This is a genomic window from Lactiplantibacillus argentoratensis, assembly GCF_037290055.1.
GTDB classification, from domain to species: Bacteria; Bacillota; Bacilli; order Lactobacillales; family Lactobacillaceae; genus Lactiplantibacillus; species Lactiplantibacillus plantarum.
This window is the reverse complement of the sequence record NZ_CP147647.1, coordinates 132,014-150,159: the sequence shown is the minus strand read 5'-3', so window position 1 is coordinate 150,159 and position 18,146 is coordinate 132,014. Positions and strand designations below refer to the sequence as shown.

The following is an 18,146-nucleotide window of genomic DNA, read 5'->3' as shown; positions in this document are numbered from 1 at the left end:
GCATCACTTCCCCTTCACCGGTTGTTGCTCGGTCGTGTAATAGCGCATGAACAAATCCTCTAACGTTGGTGGAGTCGTTGTTAAGCTGATCAGTTTCCGACTCGCCAAGTACTGCACTACCGGCGTCAACTGGTCAGCATCGACGGCCAGACTGACGTGGTTATCTCCGTGGCGCGCTGTGACCCCGTGAACACCAGCTAGGGTGGTCAAGTCAGTCAAAGGCAGTCGGGTTTGCACATCGACCGTGGTTCGGGTCAAGTGTCGCATCTCAGCTAACGTCCCCGTTTCAACAATCTGCCCCTCACGGATAATACCGATGCGATCACACATTTTTTCCACTTCTGACAGAATATGACTAGATAATAGGACACTCTTCCCTTGCCGTTTTAAAGCCAACACTTCATTTTGAAACGTCTGCTCATTCAACGGATCTAGCCCGGACGTTGGCTCGTCAAAAATATAGAGCTCAGCATCCGTTGAGAGTGCCGCAATCAAGGCCACCTTTTGCCGATTACCTTTAGAATAAGCGCGCGCTTTTTTACGCGGATCCAGTTCGAACTGTTTGATCAACGCGTCCGTCTTAGCCGTATGCTGACCACCGTTTAGTTTGAGAAACAAGTCAATAATTTCCCCACCACTTAGATTAGGCCATAAATAAACATCGCCTGGCACATAAGCAATTCGCTTATGAATCGCTACACTATCCTGCCAGACATCGCGACCAAAAATCGTCGCCTGCCCACCACTAGCTTTTAAAATTCCAAGTAGTACCCGAATGGTGGTTGATTTACCAGCACCATTCGGACCGATAAAGCCAAAAACTTCCCCCGCGTTGATTTCAAAATTAATATCCTTGAGCGCCTGAAACTTTCCGAAATGCTTTTGCAAGTGACTAATCCTTAATAACGGTTCTTTATCCATATGACTCACTCCCATCCTTCAAATTCGAGCATCTTATTGTTGATGCTGCAATCATAGGCGCCGTTGACTAATAAGTCAATGACTAGCCAGTCAATCGGTTAAAAACATCATTTCAAGCATCTAATCTGCTTGAAACCGGCTTTTGAAGCTAGGCAGGTCAACAAAAAAACTGTTTTGGCGATAAACTTTACTCGCTAAAACAGTTTTTTGACATCTGAATTTCTATGGCAGAACCAGCAAGATATATCGCCTTCATTAGCCACTAGAAGATAGTTGGGACTAACCCACCATCCGCCCGCAATGCTTCACCAGAAAAACTGCTAGCAAACGGGCTAGCGACAAACACGGCTAATCGACCAATTTCTTCCGGCCGAATCAACCGCTGAATCTGTGATAGTGGTCGATGATTAATCATAAAGTCATGCTCCCACTGATCCTTTGGTAAATCTGAACCAGCATACATATCATCCAATATTTTCTGAACACCTTCTGTTAATGTTGAGCCGGGCATAACCGTGTTGACCGTTACGTGGCTACCAACTGTTAACTTCGACAGACTCTTCGCTAAAGAAAGGTTCATCGATTTAGTCATCGAATATTGAGGCATTTCCCCCGAAGGCATAACTGCTTCTTCACTCGCAATAAAGATAATGCGTCCGAAATCTTGTGCTAACATTGCAGGTAAATAATGTTTCGCCAACCGATTGCCAGACAACACGTTCACTTTAAAGAACCGTTCCCAGGTTGCATCGTCAATTTCATCGTAAGCCATTGGCCCAAAGATTCCCATATTGTTGACCAGTACATCAACCGTTGGAATTTGTTGAAACATTTTGTCAGCTTGCTGCGGATCACTAATATCATACGGTGCCGCCACTGGATGAGTTGTTGGATATGCCGCTGCGAGCTCATCCACGACCGCGGCCACCGTATCTGCGCGGCGACCATTAATGACCACATCCGCGCCTTCCTCGGCAAAAGCTACCGCAATTGCCCGTCCGATTCCCTTAGTCGAACCAGTGACCAAGACCCGTTTTCCTGCCAATCCCATTTCCATGCTCAAAGTTCCTCCGTTCTAATTTAAATTGCCTGTTAAGTTTAGCTAGTTCGATCCATAAACACAAATAATCGGTCCTTACGAGTATTAATCTAACTCGATTATTTCCCGGGTAATAATCGCAAAAAAGCACGCCAGTCTCCTGGCGTGCTAATTATGTACGCGTCTTAATCCGCGCTTGATTTCGCATATTCTTCTAACACTGGCATAACGTAGCGTTGTTCTGCTTGCTTACGTGCCATGATGGCATCATCCATATCAGCAAACTGCTGATTCAAAACTAAGCGGCCCCGATACATTAACCGTGCGACCCACTTCTGTGAGCATCGGTCAAAGGAAACCCCAATGACCCCGCTCCGATTCCGGCTATTCGGTTTCAATCGATCGACCGAAGTTCCTTGATAAAGCGGTAAGTTATCACTACGTCCCATATTTTTACGGGTTTGCGGATTTTCAAAAATATTCTTTCGACTAACATCTGCCCGTAAACAGCCACAGCTCTTCGTAATCCCTTTCCGTAACCGATAACTATCGACAACTACTTGTCGTCCACATGAACACTGACACAACCACCGTGCATTACCATTCGGCGCACTTTCAGCCCGTTCGATAACGGTCAAACGGCTGAAAGTCTCACCAGTTAAATCCTTAAGTCGCATCAAAATCACCTCACTAAGCTTTCTGTGTAATCAGCTCAATTGTCTTCAACACAATCGAGCTTGTACTATTTAAGTTAACCCGATTATATGAAATATTTGTGACGAATAAAAAAACTTTTATAGTAAAATTCGCGCAATATCCATTAATTTACAGCTGATTCACTAACACTCAACCTATTCCAGCTTTGTCTTTTATTTAGAATACTACTATTATGATTATATGTCACTTTTTATCATTTATATTATCATCAGACCGGTAAACACAAAAAAAACGTTAGTCTCAGAATAGTCTAACGTTTTATATGTTAATTGTACAAACAATTATTGCCAATCACACAAACCAGCCCAGTGGCGCGAGCCCTAACCAGCTCAGAACGTTGACGTTAGTGTCAGTCGCAACGAACGGTCGTAAAGTCTGTTTGATCTCCGTCGCACTGGCTAGCGTTTGCAGATCATACCAATACTGGCCCTTTTACTATGACCAACTAAGGTCCACCGACCTAACGACTTTAATGCCGGTTCCTCGGTGTCAAGATCCGCAGTCAATGCGCTCACAAAAACGTGCATCGTCGGCATCCAGGCCCCGTCGTCCTGTTCAGTGTCACGCCGTAACTGGCTGATTTGATTCTGCAAACGATGTGCCGTCCGATACAGTCCTAATACCGCGAGAAGTCCTACTAACAGCATTAGCATCCAAACGCCTATTAAACCCTTATCACCCTGATGAAGGATCAGTATCAAAAATAATCCCCATACCACAACCCCTGCATAAAGACTGAGGTTGATCGTATTCATCGCCTGATCACGTAACTGCAAAGCTACTTGCAAACGAATCTTAGGATCAGTTGGCGCCATTGTCGTTTGCTGTAATGCTGGTTGATCGCTGCCGGTATACACAATCTGAACATCTGGTTGCTGTACTTGCACTTGGGCGAGAACTTGAAACGCGCTGTTCCCGTTGCTCATGTCAGCCGCGATTGCTTGTGGCACATACTCACTAAAGACCCGATAAATCGTCGGCACTTTTTTAAACTGATACCAATTTCCATGAATGGTCATCAATAAATAATGTCGCTGCGCTTGCGCATTCAGCCACGCCAACTCCTGTTCAGAACCTTTGATCAAAAACCGATGCCGCCACATACCTACCACTTCCATTTTAAAAGTTTAAACAAACCCAATTGGTGCCAATCCCAGCCAGCTTACAATCGATACAGAAACGCTATCTCCCACAACTGGCTGTAGCGATTGCTTGATTTCCGCAGCGCTGGCCAGTGTTTTCAAGTCGTACCAGTACATCCCGTGATGATCTTGACCGACGTAAGCCCACACCCCTAGACCAGCCACTTTTTCTGTGTCCAACTCAGTGGGCATGTTTTTTAAGAAAACGTGCATCGTTGGCCGCCAAGCATCATCATATTGTTGCGTAATGACTCGCAGCGCATTCGCCTGCTTATGCAGCCGACTTGCTTGCCATGCGGGATAGAAGGTAAATAGCAACCATGCAAACATTCCCCAACTGGCCACGTTATCATTCACATTCAGGCTAATCACGATCACGGCTAGTATCAGACCAACTACTAACCTAATATTCATGACATTTAACAAGTGTCCCCGTTGCGCCAGTGCAATTTTCAACTGCAACGGCGCGTCCTGACGATCCACTCGCGCCCCCTGCAAATCAGTCTGAGCCGTGCCCGTATAAATCACCTGTACGGCTGGTTTCGTCAATTGTAGCCGTGCTAACAATTTGAACGGTGTGTGCTGGTCGTCGATTTCAGTTGCAACATTACCGCTCACATATTCACTAAAGACTTGATACCGAGTTGCTGTTTTTTGAAATTGATACCAGTTCCCCCTGATACGCCGCAGTAATTGCCCGCGTTGTGCCTGCTGATTGAGCCACCGCAATTCCTGCTCTGAGCCTTTGACCGCCATTTGATAACGCCACATATACTCACTTCCCCGTTAAATTAGCCCGTTACAATCCCGCCTGCTCACAAATCTGATTCAATAATTGCAGTCGTTTTCGTTCAGCCGCCAAAACCGATTCACCACTCCCCGTGATTTCATAGGTGTGCACGTCATTTTCGTCGACTCGTTCCGTCATTAAATAATCCTTCGTCATGGCATGCAAATTCGTAAATAAGGTTCCTAATCCTAGCTGTAGTTGATTATTGGTCATTTCAGCGATCTTTGCCGGAATCGCTTCACTGGTAATCGGCTGGCGAACACTGACTAACACTAAGAACGCTGCTTCCGTCATTGGTTCATACTTATCAATTAATCGTTGATAAAAGTTAGCTGGCATATTTCCATCCCCCTTAATCAGATTATTGAAGCGCTTTCTTTTTCAATCAATTTAATTATGGGCCACCGTTTTCTTGAATGCAACTCTCCAGAATAATTTCCACAAAAAATCGGTAGCCACTGATTAACGCGGTTACCGATTGCTTTAATGAATTTGAACATCCGCTACGACCGTACTTGTCTCGTATGGGAAATGTGATTCGGAGACTTCAAAGGGTTGACCATCATCCATGTAACTAATCTGATTAATGACCAACACGGGATCATTCAGAGTCGCGCCCATTGCGGCAACGTCATCAGCCGTCACTCGGGCTGCCGAGATAATACGATGTGAACCCGCGATTTTCTTGCCACTATGTTGCTCTAAGTAACCGTAGACCGAGCCTTCGAGGACTTGCTTCGTCAACGTCACGATACTCGTTGGCATAATCGTATGCTCATACGCCCACACCTTACCATCAACGTAGCGGGTCCGCCGAATAACGTACACCGGATCCATCTCATCGATTAACAACTGTTCCGCTTCCCGCTTAGTAGGCAAGCGAGCTTGTAATTCCAACACCTTACTCGTCACCTTTTTACCGGCATTCGTTTGCGTTGTTCCCAGGGGCTTGTCTACCAGCGTTTCTTGGCGCCGTTCAGTCAAGCCAAAGTCCTTGCGAACAAAGGTCCCCGCGCCACGCTTGGAGTAAACCATCCCTTCAATAATCAGTAATTGAATGGCCTTGTGAATCGTAATTCGTGTCGTATCAAAAGTTTCAGCTAATTTATTCTGGTCGGGCATCAATTCACCCGGCGTATATTTACCGGATTTTATGTCTTGTCGCAGACTATCCGCAATCGTTTCATACTTATAAGCCAAACTACTCACATCCCCTTCATCATTTGGTCTTGTCAACTAGTTTACCCCTTTTAGTAGCTAATTGAAATCATTTGTATATACTTTTATTGGCTTTGTTTAATTAACGACCAATCCAACTAATCATCAGCATCCGTCACTGACCGTATAGCCGAATGAATCAGTGCATTTGACCACCATTTAATTAGCTGTTCCCGATTTTCCCGTTCAATCTCGATGTAACCGGCTACATCCGTTCGGTTTTACTTGCACCCCCACAGACTTTGGCGTATGCTTTAATAGTTAAATTCAGATTAGAAAAAGCTGTGACAAGATGAGTAAGCTAATTCTCGTGCTTAGAGAGTCGTATTTTTGGTGCAAAACGATGACGTGGTTAGTTGAAGATGGTCTTGAAGAAGCTACTGGGGCCATCTCAGTCGGAGCGATCCGTTACGATCATGATAAGTCCCTGTGGGAAAATCTCGGTGGTAACACGCAAACGCGTCCTAGAAAGCATTCGCTTTTAGGCGCGTTTTTTTATGACCATAACTGATCTGAAATTAACGCCTGTTCGCTTTTATTAATGGTTATTAGAACTTATTCATTCTCAATACTTAAGGAGTGTTACACTATGCAAAACAAGCAATCCAATTCAATTCGTACCGTCGTGGCTACCGGGATCGGCGCCGCCGTTATTTTTGTTCTCATGAAATTTGTCGCCATTCCAACGGGTGTGCCGAATACCCAGGTTAACGTCGCGATGGGGTTTTTAGCCTTACTAGGTGCCATCTTTGGTCCCGTTGCAGCTGGTTTAGCCGTGTTCATCGGTCACGCCTTAAACGACTTCGTAACTTATGGTTCGCCTTGGTGGACCTGGGTCATCGTTGATGGTCTGATTGGGGTTGCCTTCGGACTAGCTAAAAATCGGCTCAAGATTGAAAATGGCGTACTAGGAACGGCAAAATTAGTCTGGTTTAACATTTACCAAATCATCGTCAACTTTATTGGTTGGGTGCTTTTAGCACCAACTGGTGATATTATTATTTATCATGAACCGGCCAACAAAGTTTACCTTCAAGGTGTCATTACTTGGATCGCCGATTCCATCTCAGTTGCCATCATTGGGACCATCCTACTAGTCTTGTACGCCCGGACGCGGACCCAACGTGGGAGCTTAACAAAGGAACGTTAATAACATGAGCGCACCCATCATTAGCTTTAAAAATTTCTCTTTTCAATATAATAGCCAAACGGAACCAACTTTACGTGATATTAATCTGGATATTTATCCCGGTGAAAAAGTGTTGATTGCTGGACCTTCTGGCTCCGGTAAATCTACATTAGGCCGGTGTTTGAACGGCTTGATTCCGCAATCCTATCCAGGAACAGTGACGGGCCAGGCAATGATTGCTGGTCAAACCATCACTGAGAGCTCCATTTTTGCATTATCCCAAGACGTCGGCACGGTACTGCAAGATCCTGATAGCCAGTTCGTCGGTCTGACCGTCGTCGAAGATATGGCTTTCTCATTGGAAAATGATCAGCAGACCCAACCGGCCATGCGACAAGCAACTGAACAGTGGGCCCAAACTTTAGACCTCCAGGACTTATTGACGCACCGCCCGCAGGAATTATCTGGTGGGCAAAAGCAACGGGTCGCCATGGCTGGTGTTCTGATCGACAATAGTAAAATCCTATTATTTGATGAACCGCTAGCGAGTCTTGACCCGGCATCGGGTAAGGCCTCGATGGCACTCATTGATCAACTGACTCATACGCAGGACCTGACCGTCATCATTATCGAGCACCGCATCGAGGACGTGTTACAACAACCAATCGACCGGCTGATTGTCATGCAAGACGGCGCGATCGTCGCTAACGACCGGCCGGAAACGATTTTGCGGCAATCACTCATGACTCAACTCGGGCTGCGCGAACCATTATACCTTTCAGCGCTCAAACTAGCCGGTGTTGATCTAGCAACTTGCCAACACTTGGATAACCTCCAAGCCTTACAAGTACCCGACCTCACCGCGACGTTGCAAAACTGGACCGCCGGCGTACAACTACAGGCGCCCGTCGTTCATGACCAACCGTTACTCGCAATTGAGCACCTGACATTCGGGTATGATCCCGCCAAACCAATCATCAACGATGTCACCGTCACGCTTCATCAGGGTGAAATGATTAGTCTGGTGGGTCAAAACGGGACTGGTAAGTCAACATTAAGCAATCTGATTACTGGATTTTTGATGCCACAGTCCGGCAAAATGCGATTTAACAGTCGTTCCCTAGCTGACCAATCAGTCAAAGAACGTGCCGACCAAATTGGTTATATCCTTCAGGACCCCAATCAAATGATCTCTAAAACGATGATTTTTGATGAAGTTGCTGCCGGTTTAATCCTCCGAGGTGTCGCTGACGATGAAGTAAAGCGCCGTGTCCAGGCCGTTCTGAAGGTCTGTGGTCTCTATGAGTTTCGCCACTGGCCTATTTCTGCGCTCAGTTTCGGTCAAAAGAAACGGGTCACGATTGCGGCCATCCTCGTATTAGAACCAGCCATGCTAATTCTTGATGAACCTACTGCGGGCCAAGACTTGCAGCACTATACTGAAATGATGACCTTCTTAACTAAGATCAATCAGGAACAACACATGACGATTATGTTGATCACGCATGATATGCACCTAATGCTAGAATACACGGATCGCACGATTGTGTTGGGCCACGGCAACATCTTGATGGATGCTCGCCCAGCCGATGTGTTGACCAACGCAGCCATTATTCAGCAAGCTTCCTTAGCTAAGACAAGTTTATACACCCTAGCGGAAGCGCACCATTTAAACCCGACAGAATTCGTCGCAAAATTTGTTCAGGCTGAACGGGAGGCGCGCTAAGATGCAACATGAATTATTGATCGGGTACAACGACCGCCATACTTTTCTAAACCGGCTTAGCGGTAGCACTAAACTGCTTTGCTTTGTTGGCTTATCAGTTATCGGGATGATGACTTACGACACGCGTTACTTAATCGGGGTGATGATTTTTTCGCTGATTCTATTCCGCTTTTCAAAAATTCATTACCGCGATATCGCGTTCGTGCTTAACGTTATTATTGGTTTTTCCGTTTTAAACTTAGTGATGGTGTACGTCTTTGCGCCTCATTATGGCGTCTCGATTTATGGTACCGAACACTTACTACTGGGATCTGCTGATCACTATTTTAACTTGACAGCCGAACAACTATTTTATGAATTTAATTTGTTATTAAAGTACACGTTTGCCGTGCCACTCGCCCTGATTTTTCTCATGACGACTAATCCCAGCGAATTTGCTGCGAGTCTCAATAAGATTGGTATTTCCTATCGTATCAGCTATTCCGTAGCGATTGCACTACGTTACATTCCAGACGTTCAAGCTGATTACCGTACTATCAGTCTGGCGCAACAGGCTCGGGGGTTTGAAATGTCGAAAAAAGCGCATTTTATGACCCGTATTCGTGGCGGCATCCAAATTCTGCTTCCATTGATTTTTTCAAGCTTAGATCGAATTGAAACCATTAGTCAGGCGATGGAATTGCGGCGCTTCGGTAAGGGAAAACGGCGCACATGGTACATGGCCCAACGTTTTAAACGTAACGACTATCTGGCGTTAACGTTAGTTGCTTTGCTGATCATCCTCGGCATCGCCCTCTTTAAGGTCAACGGTGGCCGTTTCTGGAATCCGTTTAAGGCATAACGTTGCATCATAATTTTCCAAAAAACTTCGTCGACCATGCTTATCGATGAAGTTTTTTGTTTGCATCTACCTATCAAGCCTCACCTGATTTAACAACAGCAACAATCCCCTTATTCCACACGCACCATCCTGTTATGCCAAGATTAACTAAAACCAGCGACTTTAAAATTGAAAAAACAAATTTCAACCGCTAAACTGAAACTAGATCTTACAAAAAGTAAGCAAAACTAGCTTGAAAGGATGTTTTATTGTGACTAGTTTTAACGAACCACTCAAATTCAAATCTGGCGTTACACTACGCAACCGCCTAATGATGTCGCCCATGACGACGACTCAAAGCTTTTACAATGGTAGTATCACCCATGACGAAATCGACTACTACACACAACGAGCTACTGGCTTAGGTGCCGTGATTACGGGTGCTGCCAACGTCGAAGATCTCGGTAAGGGGTGGCATGGCGAGCTTAGTATCGCGCATGACACGATGCTGCCCGGTCTAAGTGCACTTGCTCATGGCATTCAAAGTCAAGGTACCAAAGCTATCGTTCAAATCTTCCACGCCGGTCGAATGACGCATCGAGCCGTCTTAAATGGCGAACAGATTGTCTCTGCCAGTGCCGTTGCAGCCCTTCGTGACGATGCGGAGACCCCACGCGCAATGTCGATTGACGAGATCCACGCAACGATTGCGGCATTCGGTGAAGCAACTCGGCGCGCGATTCAAGTCGGCTTTGATGGGATTGAATTACACGGTGCCAATACCTATTTGATCCAACAGTTCTTCTCACCACATAGTAATCGCCGCACCGATGAATACGGTGGTCGCACGCCACAAGAACGGTTCCGCTTTATTGATGAATTATTAAAGGCCGTCTTTGCAGCTGTTGACCAATATGCGGACCGGCCCTTCATCGTTGGCTATCGTTTCTCACCAGAAGAATTCGAAGAACCAGGTATTCGTTTTGAAGATACCCTTTGGTTACTCTCACAACTACGGGAAAGTCGATTAGATTACGTTCATGTCTCACTCAACAACTATGACCGTGTTTCACGAGACCCGCAGTATCAAGATAAATCCATCATGACCTATGTGCACGAAGCGTTACAAGGTAAATTGCCGCTAGTTGGTGTTGGTGGCGTCCGGACCCGCGACGATGTCAAGACTGTGTTACAAACTGCCGAACTAGTCGCAGTGGGCCAACAACTACTTTATGATCCAACTTGGGCCGTCAAACTCGCTAAAAACGCTGACGACACCATGGTTACGGCACCATTTGAAGAAGCCGTTGAGGTCACACCACTTAGCCGTCCGCTGTATGAATTTGCAGCCTCGCGCTATCACAGCGTCATTAATAGTTAACCTGTCAGCCGAATTAAAAACGTCCACTGAAAAAATCAGTGGACGTTTTTATGTTTCACGTGAAACATTTAGACTTTCAATAACCAATTCAGTTGTTGTAACGCACGCTGATGGTCGCCTTGATATTGACGCGCAATATAGTAATAGGCTAACGTTTCATGGGCCGTTGCTTGCCGGTCGACGGGCAATTGATACTGTTGGTCAAAGACCTGTTCAAATGCTTCTAATGTCGGCGCAACTGGCTGTTCACGCAAACAAAACTGTCGTAATTCCGATCTAGTCATCCGGTCACGGGCAATCGGTTGGCGGTCTTCATGCGCAGCTAAACGTTGCTGTAGTGCTGCTTGCATACCGGCATCCGCATTGTCCGCAAGCCACTGTTGAGTTTGTGGCATCGTCGTTTGCATGGCTAATTGTTCAAACCAAGCCAGCGACAATGATTGGCCCCACCGGGTCGTCAATAAGTGCTCCCAATCCGCACGTTGGGTCGCCTGCTGATGATACTGCCAGCCCCAACAACTATTGAAGACATCGTCATAAAAACGCGTCGTTTGTTGTTCATCTAGCTGTTGAGTCACCTGATTAAGTGCGGCAACGAACTGATGATCAAGCATGGCTAGGCGCCGAACTTGAATCTTCCCAGTCTGTCGATATTCAGTCACCATTTGCCCGAATTGATAAGAGTTCACCAAAGGGCGTTCGGTCGCTGGTGGCGTGATTTTTTCAAACTGTTGCTTCGCCATCGGTCGTTCCGGATGCATCACAATAATGGCCGCCAGCTGCTGTAAATAACGTTGATAGGCGTGACTCTGGCGCAAGGTTTGCTCGGCCTTCACAGCACTTTGCTGCGCTTGTGCCTGGCGTTGTTGTTGATTGGTCACAATTGCTTGACGGGCCGCCCGCTCAGCCGCTTCGATCACCGCTTGTTCATCATGGACTAACCGCTGATAGGTTTGTTCAGCGGGCTTTAGTTCCTGTAATGGTAGTTGCTTGGTACGACGTTTTAGGTACGTCGTGACGGTTTGCGTCGTTGTTTGTCGCAACTTGCGTGCTTGGGGGGCTTGCTCAGCCGGTAATTGTGGTAGCCATGGCTGAGCAAACATGATCGTTGGCACTGTTGGTACAGCGGTAGTCAGCGTCTGATACTGGGCCACCGCATAAAAGTTATCTTCTGTTGTAATCACCATCAAGTAACGTGTTTCGGCGTTCATGAACTTTTTGACGCATTCAGAACCGACAATCAACTCACGATGATTATGCTTGTTTTGAACATGGTACTCATAACGAACCGGCTTATGACACAATTCGCAATGATGCCATGCTTGTCGGCTTTCATTCGGATTAACAACGTACGGCAAGCTCGCCAAAAGTTGCCACTCATGACTACAGTCGGTCAACCACTGTGCATGATCTTGTAAAATCAAGTTACGAACAGTCGGTTTCAAGAAATCACTGTCAGCCTTTACCGTTACGTGTGCGCGTAATAACGCACTAATTTGTTGGAGCGTGGTCCGCCGTCGAGCTCGTTCACTTAACAGAAAGAAACGATTTTCAGCGGGGGTTATTAAAGTTGTTGCTGCCGGCAATGCCGCCCACCCCTTTCAGTAAAAATACCGTTCTAGCATACCATAACTTTCCCATTCAGTGCGAACGTTAGTTCTAAAATCTCGGTCACTCTCATTAACCCAACGGTTACTCCCACCGCGGTTCGTTTGTTATCAAGCCTTTATTGATTGCATTCAAATTCACCCACTTTTTGATAATTTTATTGATATTACGATTGTTGCAAAGCAGTCAAGGTGCTAAACTATCTCCGAATCAAAAAAAGATTCACTTTAAGGGGGATTTTGAAATGAAAAAATTAACATCAGTCGTTGCAACACTTGCTTTGGCATTACCATTGGCTGCCAGCCCGTTTGCCATGACCACCACGGCTAATGCCGCCACGGTAACCCCAAAAGCCACTACCCATGCACTCACTAAAGCGACCCACTTCCCCGCCATCACAATGCACGCGAAGGCCGCCACGACTTTGAATACAATTCACTTTGCCGCCGATCGGGCAATCGCCTTTGTTAGCCCGGCCAAAGCAAAACTCAGCACTAAAAAGACTTACACGGTAACTAAGACGATTACTTTAGCAACCGGCAAACATACGTCGGCCACATATTACCTCATTAGTGAACACGGTAAGGCCCTCGGCTGGGCTAAAGCCACCACGATGATTAAGAAGAACGCCCCGACCGCTAAATTAAAAGCGACCAAGAAAACCCCGAAGACTAAGTTGACAATTGCTAAGAAGACCACCAAGCAGGCTGGACCTAAAGCCACCAGTACTAAGAAAGCAACGCCTAAAATCAAAGCCTCTAAAAAGGTAATCAAATTGGCAAAGCAGACGACCACCAAAGTAAAATCAACGAAGCTAACGATCAAACACCCTAAGGCAAGTATCAAACCAACTAAAAAGGTAACGACTCTCGCCACTAAAAAAACGTTAGCCCAACCAACGAAAACTAAGAAGATGGCACCACAATTAATCAAAAAGACCGCCAAGCAAAACGCTAAAAAGGCGCCCAAACTTGCAACCAAAAAGCATCTCACAGTCAAAGCCACTACTAAACACACACCGTCTAAATTAACACCTAAAGCAGCTGCTAAAATTTGATCAACCACTAAATTGCTTAGCAACCTGATCCTGTTAATGACGGCGTCTCAACGAGCCGTTACTACTGATCGTGATGCACACTAAAACGCTCCCTATGAAAGTCATCTTTCATGGGGAGCGTTTTTAAATCATGCCATCATCAGCATTAACCACTGACAGGCCAGCATTTAATTAATCAAACATCTTCTTAGTTGCCTTGAGCAAGGTCTTTGGATCCTTATCGTACCGTGGTGTCTTGACCAAGTTATCCATTGGGACCCCAGCAAAGTGATAAGCGGCAATCTCACCAGAGCGGACCGCACTCTGTTCCGTGAAGATCATCTGGTATGGTTGTTCCGCAAATTCACCCGTAAAGGCTAGGTTCGTTGAGTGCTTTGGTAAGACTTCTGGCCGATCAGACTTAGCCCGGTTATTAAAGAGTGCGGAAGCATATGGCATGTATACCGGAATATTGTTCACGATACTGTCCAAAATTTCCTTTTCCTTGTCTTTAATATTACCTGGACCCGGATCTACTTTGGAAAGTTGACCAATTAATTCTTGAGCCATTTCCTTACCCGTCATCTTGATATACGGCTTGTTAACAAACTCACCTTGACGCCGTGGATACAAGAAGTAGCCCCACAGAACTGTTTCGTTTGGTTGCTGTGTCGTAAAGTGTGGTTGGTGGTGCACCACGATCGACATATTAACATCCTTTTGGTTCAACGGCGTAATTGGCGTAGTTGATAAGAAGGAGTTCAACGCATTCCCGGGTTCCTGGGTGGTGATCCGAACGATTTCATTTAAGAATAAATGATTCTTAGTCGTCAACGTGAAGCTGACCCATTCGCTAGCATTCCGATCGTTGAAGAACTTATCTGGCGTCCCTAAGTTATAGAACCGCTCAGTAGCCTTCTTCCACAAACTAGCACTAACACCATAATCCATATTTTCAGGAGCAGGCGTGTTGTAATCACCCATCGTTGCAGAATCGGTAATTGAACCGTTAGTGAAGATCACCGCTGTGTCCTCATCAACTTCAACTTCTTCCGTTTCGCCAGTCTGCGCATCCTCAATGACTAAGCCAGTCACCGTAATTTCATCTTGCATTGGCGTGTCTTTAAATTGCCAATCCTTAACAATCTTATTATCAATGAAAGTCACACCTTGCCCTTGCAAGTACTTAATTAATGGCAAAATCATGCTTTCGAATTGATTGTAACGCGTCCGGTTGACACCAACTAAGTGTTCAATTTGTGTAAATTCATAAATCATTTGATGCATGTAACGCCGCAGTTCTTGAGCAGAGCTTTGCGTTCTAAAGGCAAAGGTTGTTTCCCACATATACCAGAAATTCGTTTGGAACATATGCGGATCATCCTTGAAGTACTCAGCAATCGAAACGTTGTCGAGCTTCGTTTCTTCACTATCTGGCATCATAATCAACTTAGTCAGCAAAGTCCGATCCTTATTATTGAATCCTAACTTACCAGCATTAATAATGCCTTTACCACCCTGCATCAAGCGGGCAATATCATACGTCCGATGTTTCGCATCAAAATCACGCGTATCTTCGGCCGCCGTCATCCCCGGTTCAGTTACCGATGGAATCCGGTCCAATAAATCCATTAAGTCAACGTACGTCCGGTAATTCAGCATCCGACCACCCCGGGCAACGTACCCAGTCGTGTTAGCCATCGGATGATTCTTATTCCAATACTCATTGGTAAAATCAGTCGTGGCACCACCATCATTCGCACCGTGCATATCAACACCATAGAATGTGATGTCCTTACCATCCCAATGACCATCTTGAATCAAGTAGACCGCCGCAGCCATATTTGATAGCCCGGCACCAATCATAATTGCTTTACTTTTAACCATAAATAACGCCCCCAAAATAGGTAATTAGGTTCTGATAACGCTTACAAGTACATTATACAACTTGGATAGTGCTTGTCTAGTTTGAACTGAACTTTTTTGTTTTCTTGCCGCTTTCTTAATATTTGCGCAGTCAACCAATTTCTGCCCATAGCGTAACACCATTTGATGACTTTTCTCCAATTAAACACATTGCCTTTAACAAATATTACATTTTTTCAAGCGGCTCATTCCCACCACAAGTTCTGCCATTTATGTATGCAAAAAGCGAGCCTTGACAAATGCAGACGGCTCACTTTTTATTTTGACTAACCGTTCAAATTAACGAATAGTTCCTGTATATTGAAAATCATCGGCAGTGGGATCTTGTAGAAAAGCCTTCAAATCAATCATGTTCTCAATAACCGCTTTGCCGGACTTAGCCAGCATCACATTAAACGTGCCATCAGCTAACGTTTCACCATAGTAAGCAACGGGGATATCTAAACCATATGCTGTTCCAGTTTCCCAGATAGTTCCCGTGTCAAAGCCATCAACCACGGCGACAACTAACTTGGCCCGTTTTAAATGGTCCACATTGTCCGTAAATACCGCGTTTCGATCAGCTTCGGTCGCATCCGGCGTCAAATCGATGCCGTCTAGCCGTGGACTGTAATAAGTCAATTCTAACTCGTCCATTAATTTTTCGATCTTAGCTAGCCGTTCTGGTTGGCCCTCAGTAAACCAAGGTCCTGCTAAATAAATTGTTGGCTCATCACTCATCAAACGCGTACTCATTTGCTCAATCCTCTTTCTCATTCAATGTTTATTCATTTTAACCGTCAACCCCATGAATTTCAAGCGTCGTTTAGCTCGTTTTAGGCAAACAAAAAGGTCGGGAATTCCCGACCTAAATACTCATTTAACACTTAATTGACTTAATCCATTAAAATCGGCCGTTGTTAAATCAACGTTGGCGGCTGCCACATTGTCCCGTAAATGCTCAATAGAACTTGTTCCTGGAATCGGTATGATATTATCAGACCGCTTCAATAGCCAAGCCAAGGCAATTTGCGCTGGGCTCACCTGATACTTTTGGGCCATCGTACTGAGGACACTCCCAGCCTGAGCCAGTTCACCCGTTGCTAATGGGAACCATGGCAGAAAAGCCATCTTTTGTGAGGCCGCGTAGTCAACAACGTCATCATCACCGTGATTGGCGACATTATAGAGATTTTCAACGGCATCAATCTTAGCGACTTGCTGTGCTTCCTTGATTTGATCAACAGTCACTTGACTCAGACCGATATGCTTGATTTTACCTTCATCCTGAAGCTTTTTGAGTTCACCGACTTGATCTGCAATCGAGTAATGAGGGTCAATTCGATGTAAGAATACTAGGTCTTCATGGTCAATCCCCAGTGTCATCATCGAAACTTCTACTTGCTGACGCAGATACCGTGGCTCACCAAGTGGCGTCCACACATTCGGTCCTTGCCGCGTTTGACCGACCTTATCAGAAATGAAGATCTGATCACGATTAGTGGCATCCTTCAAGCCCGCCGCTAAGTACCGGTCAGCAAACCATGGACCGTATGAATCAGCCGTATCAAAGAAATTAACGCCATATTCCAGTGCTTTCTTAACTACCTTGACCCCATTTTCAGGGTCAGCGTATGGTCCCCATGTCCCAGGACCCGTTAACTGCATGACGCCATAACCCATCCGGTTAACTTTGAATTGATCATCAAACGCGTAAGTACCCGCGTTAGCTGCATTAATCATTGTCATCAAATCGCTCCTTATCGTTCATTAATTATGTTCAGTTTACTCCTATCGACCCAAGTGCGGTCAAACATTTTGTTCGTTAACCTTGGGTTGGGTTGTGCATGTATGAACCAGCCGCATCTGGCAAGTCGTTTAAGGCTTGCATATCGGCCACACTAATTGCGAAGTCCAATTGCGTATTCGCCTCAATATGGGCTGGATTAACAGCCTTGGGCAATGGCAAGACCCCATTTTGCAAAACGAAGCGTAACGCTAACTGCGCCACACTGACGCCGTATTTATCGGCATAGGCCTGTACTTGCGGATTATCGAGGACCCCGCCCGTCGCTAATGGCGAGTATGCTTCTACAAGCATGGCATGTTCCTCAGAAAACTTGGTGATCTTAGGTTCCGTGAAGCCCAAGTAATATTGAATTTGATTGACCATTGGTGGTATCGTCGCCTGGTTAAGAATATTCTTCAAATCCCGAACAGCAAAGTTAGAGACACCAATCGCTTTCGCCCGGCCACTTTGATAAATAGCTTCCATTGCCTGCCAAACATCGAGGTTAGCTTCATCGTAAACTCGACCGACTTGCCCCCATGGCCAAGGTGCGTGTACCAAATAGAGATCCACGTAGTCTAAGCCCAAATTTTTCAGTGAGCGATCGAAATCATTTAGTGCACCTTGATATGACTTCGTTTCGGCCGGTAATTTAGTCGTCACAAAGATTTGCTCACGCGGAATGCCAGAATCACGAATCGCCTGGCCAACGCTTGCTTCATTTTGATAGGCCAGTGCAGTATCAATATGCCGGTATCCCGCTGCTAAGGCCGCACGAACGGCTTGATACGTTGCCTCACCACCAGGTATCTGCCAAGTTCCGAATGCGACTTTGGGAATGTTGACACCATTTGCTAGTTGATACATCGTTGTTAACACTGTCATCTTATTTTTGCTCCTTTACTGGTTTTGACTGTCGTTGCTG

General features: G+C 45.7%; 17 protein-coding genes and 1 pseudogene. 6 read left to right on the top strand and 12 right to left on the bottom strand.

Annotated elements, in window-relative coordinates:
• Positions 1–3: 3 nt before the first annotated feature.
• The 7 genes and pseudogenes from V7R88_RS00685 to V7R88_RS00655 all read right to left on the bottom strand — a co-directional run bounded on the left by V7R88_RS00685 (position 4) and on the right by V7R88_RS00655 (position 5,845).
• Positions 4–921: an ABC transporter ATP-binding protein gene (locus tag V7R88_RS00685; RefSeq protein ID WP_054399453.1), complete on the bottom strand. Its 918-nt coding sequence runs from the start codon at positions 919–921 to the stop codon at positions 4–6.
• A gap of 262 nt (positions 922–1,183) precedes the next feature.
• The gene (locus tag V7R88_RS00680) at positions 1,184–1,978 is read right to left on the bottom strand and encodes an SDR family NAD(P)-dependent oxidoreductase (RefSeq protein WP_114648267.1); all 795 of its coding nucleotides are present in this window, start codon (positions 1,976–1,978) and stop codon (positions 1,184–1,186) included.
• Between the two features lie 167 nt (positions 1,979–2,145).
• A complete protein-coding gene (locus V7R88_RS00675) occupies positions 2,146–2,637 on the bottom strand; it encodes a hypothetical protein (RefSeq protein ID WP_003641754.1) in 492 nt (163 codons plus the stop codon).
• 331 nt (positions 2,638–2,968) lie between these two features.
• Positions 2,969–3,780 (bottom strand): annotated as a pseudogene (locus tag V7R88_RS00670) (hypothetical protein).
• 24 nt (positions 3,781–3,804) lie between these two features.
• Positions 3,805–4,590: a hypothetical protein gene (locus V7R88_RS00665; RefSeq protein ID WP_152706923.1), complete on the bottom strand. Its 786-nt coding sequence runs from the start codon at positions 4,588–4,590 to the stop codon at positions 3,805–3,807.
• Positions 4,591–4,618: 28 nt separating this feature from the next.
• Positions 4,619–4,948 carry a helix-turn-helix transcriptional regulator gene (locus V7R88_RS00660; protein ID WP_003641750.1) on the bottom strand — a complete coding sequence of 110 codons (330 nt, stop codon included), beginning with the start codon at positions 4,946–4,948 and terminating at the stop codon, positions 4,619–4,621.
• Positions 4,949–5,092: 144 nt separating this feature from the next.
• Complete coding sequence (locus V7R88_RS00655) at positions 5,093–5,845, bottom strand: GntR family transcriptional regulator (protein WP_003641749.1); 753 nt, start codon at positions 5,843–5,845, stop codon at positions 5,093–5,095.
• A gap of 274 nt (positions 5,846–6,119) precedes the next feature.
• Between V7R88_RS00655 and V7R88_RS00650 the strand changes: the two genes are divergently transcribed.
• The 5 genes from V7R88_RS00650 (at position 6,120) to V7R88_RS00630 (ending at position 10,883) form a co-directional block, all read left to right on the top strand.
• Entirely contained in the window at positions 6,120–6,338 is a 219-nt protein-coding gene (locus tag V7R88_RS00650; protein ID WP_015639841.1) for a hypothetical protein, read from the top strand.
• Positions 6,339–6,416: 78 nt separating this feature from the next.
• On the top strand, positions 6,417–6,977 hold the full coding sequence (locus tag V7R88_RS00645; protein WP_003641748.1) for an ECF-type riboflavin transporter substrate-binding protein: 561 nt from the start codon (positions 6,417–6,419) through the stop codon (positions 6,975–6,977).
• Between the two features lie 4 nt (positions 6,978–6,981).
• A complete protein-coding gene (locus V7R88_RS00640) occupies positions 6,982–8,682 on the top strand; it encodes an ABC transporter ATP-binding protein (RefSeq protein ID WP_214334762.1) in 1,701 nt (566 codons plus the stop codon).
• A gap of 1 nt (position 8,683) precedes the next feature.
• Positions 8,684–9,523, top strand: a complete 840-nt coding sequence (locus V7R88_RS00635; RefSeq protein ID WP_015825031.1) for an energy-coupling factor transporter transmembrane component T family protein — start codon at positions 8,684–8,686, stop codon at positions 9,521–9,523.
• A 250-nt stretch (positions 9,524–9,773) separates the two neighbouring features.
• Positions 9,774–10,883, top strand: a complete 1,110-nt coding sequence (locus V7R88_RS00630; RefSeq protein ID WP_214334764.1) for an NADH-dependent flavin oxidoreductase — start codon at positions 9,774–9,776, stop codon at positions 10,881–10,883.
• Positions 10,884–10,951: 68 nt separating this feature from the next.
• On the opposite strand, the gene V7R88_RS00625 is transcribed toward V7R88_RS00630, so the two are convergent.
• Positions 10,952–12,469, bottom strand: a complete 1,518-nt coding sequence (locus V7R88_RS00625; protein WP_214334766.1) for a hypothetical protein — start codon at positions 12,467–12,469, stop codon at positions 10,952–10,954.
• Positions 12,470–12,735: 266 nt separating this feature from the next.
• Here V7R88_RS00625 and V7R88_RS00620 point away from each other — a divergent pair, with 266 nt between their 5' ends.
• Positions 12,736–13,548 (top strand): hypothetical protein, encoded by an 813-nt coding sequence (locus V7R88_RS00620; RefSeq protein ID WP_054399463.1) that lies wholly within the window; start codon positions 12,736–12,738, stop codon positions 13,546–13,548.
• 171 nt (positions 13,549–13,719) lie between these two features.
• Here V7R88_RS00620 and V7R88_RS00615 read toward each other — a convergent pair whose 3' ends face one another.
• The 4 genes from V7R88_RS00615 to V7R88_RS00600 all read right to left on the bottom strand — a co-directional run bounded on the left by V7R88_RS00615 (position 13,720) and on the right by V7R88_RS00600 (position 18,106).
• Entirely contained in the window at positions 13,720–15,414 is a 1,695-nt protein-coding gene (locus tag V7R88_RS00615) for an oleate hydratase (protein ID WP_003641742.1), read from the bottom strand.
• Between the two features lie 318 nt (positions 15,415–15,732).
• Complete coding sequence (locus V7R88_RS00610; RefSeq protein ID WP_054399465.1) at positions 15,733–16,188, bottom strand: nucleoside 2-deoxyribosyltransferase; 456 nt, start codon at positions 16,186–16,188, stop codon at positions 15,733–15,735.
• A gap of 120 nt (positions 16,189–16,308) precedes the next feature.
• Complete coding sequence (locus V7R88_RS00605) at positions 16,309–17,181, bottom strand: aldo/keto reductase (RefSeq protein ID WP_054399467.1); 873 nt, start codon at positions 17,179–17,181, stop codon at positions 16,309–16,311.
• A gap of 76 nt (positions 17,182–17,257) precedes the next feature.
• Positions 17,258–18,106 (bottom strand): aldo/keto reductase, encoded by an 849-nt coding sequence (locus tag V7R88_RS00600; RefSeq protein WP_003646328.1) that lies wholly within the window; start codon positions 18,104–18,106, stop codon positions 17,258–17,260.
• Positions 18,107–18,146 lie beyond the last annotated feature (40 nt).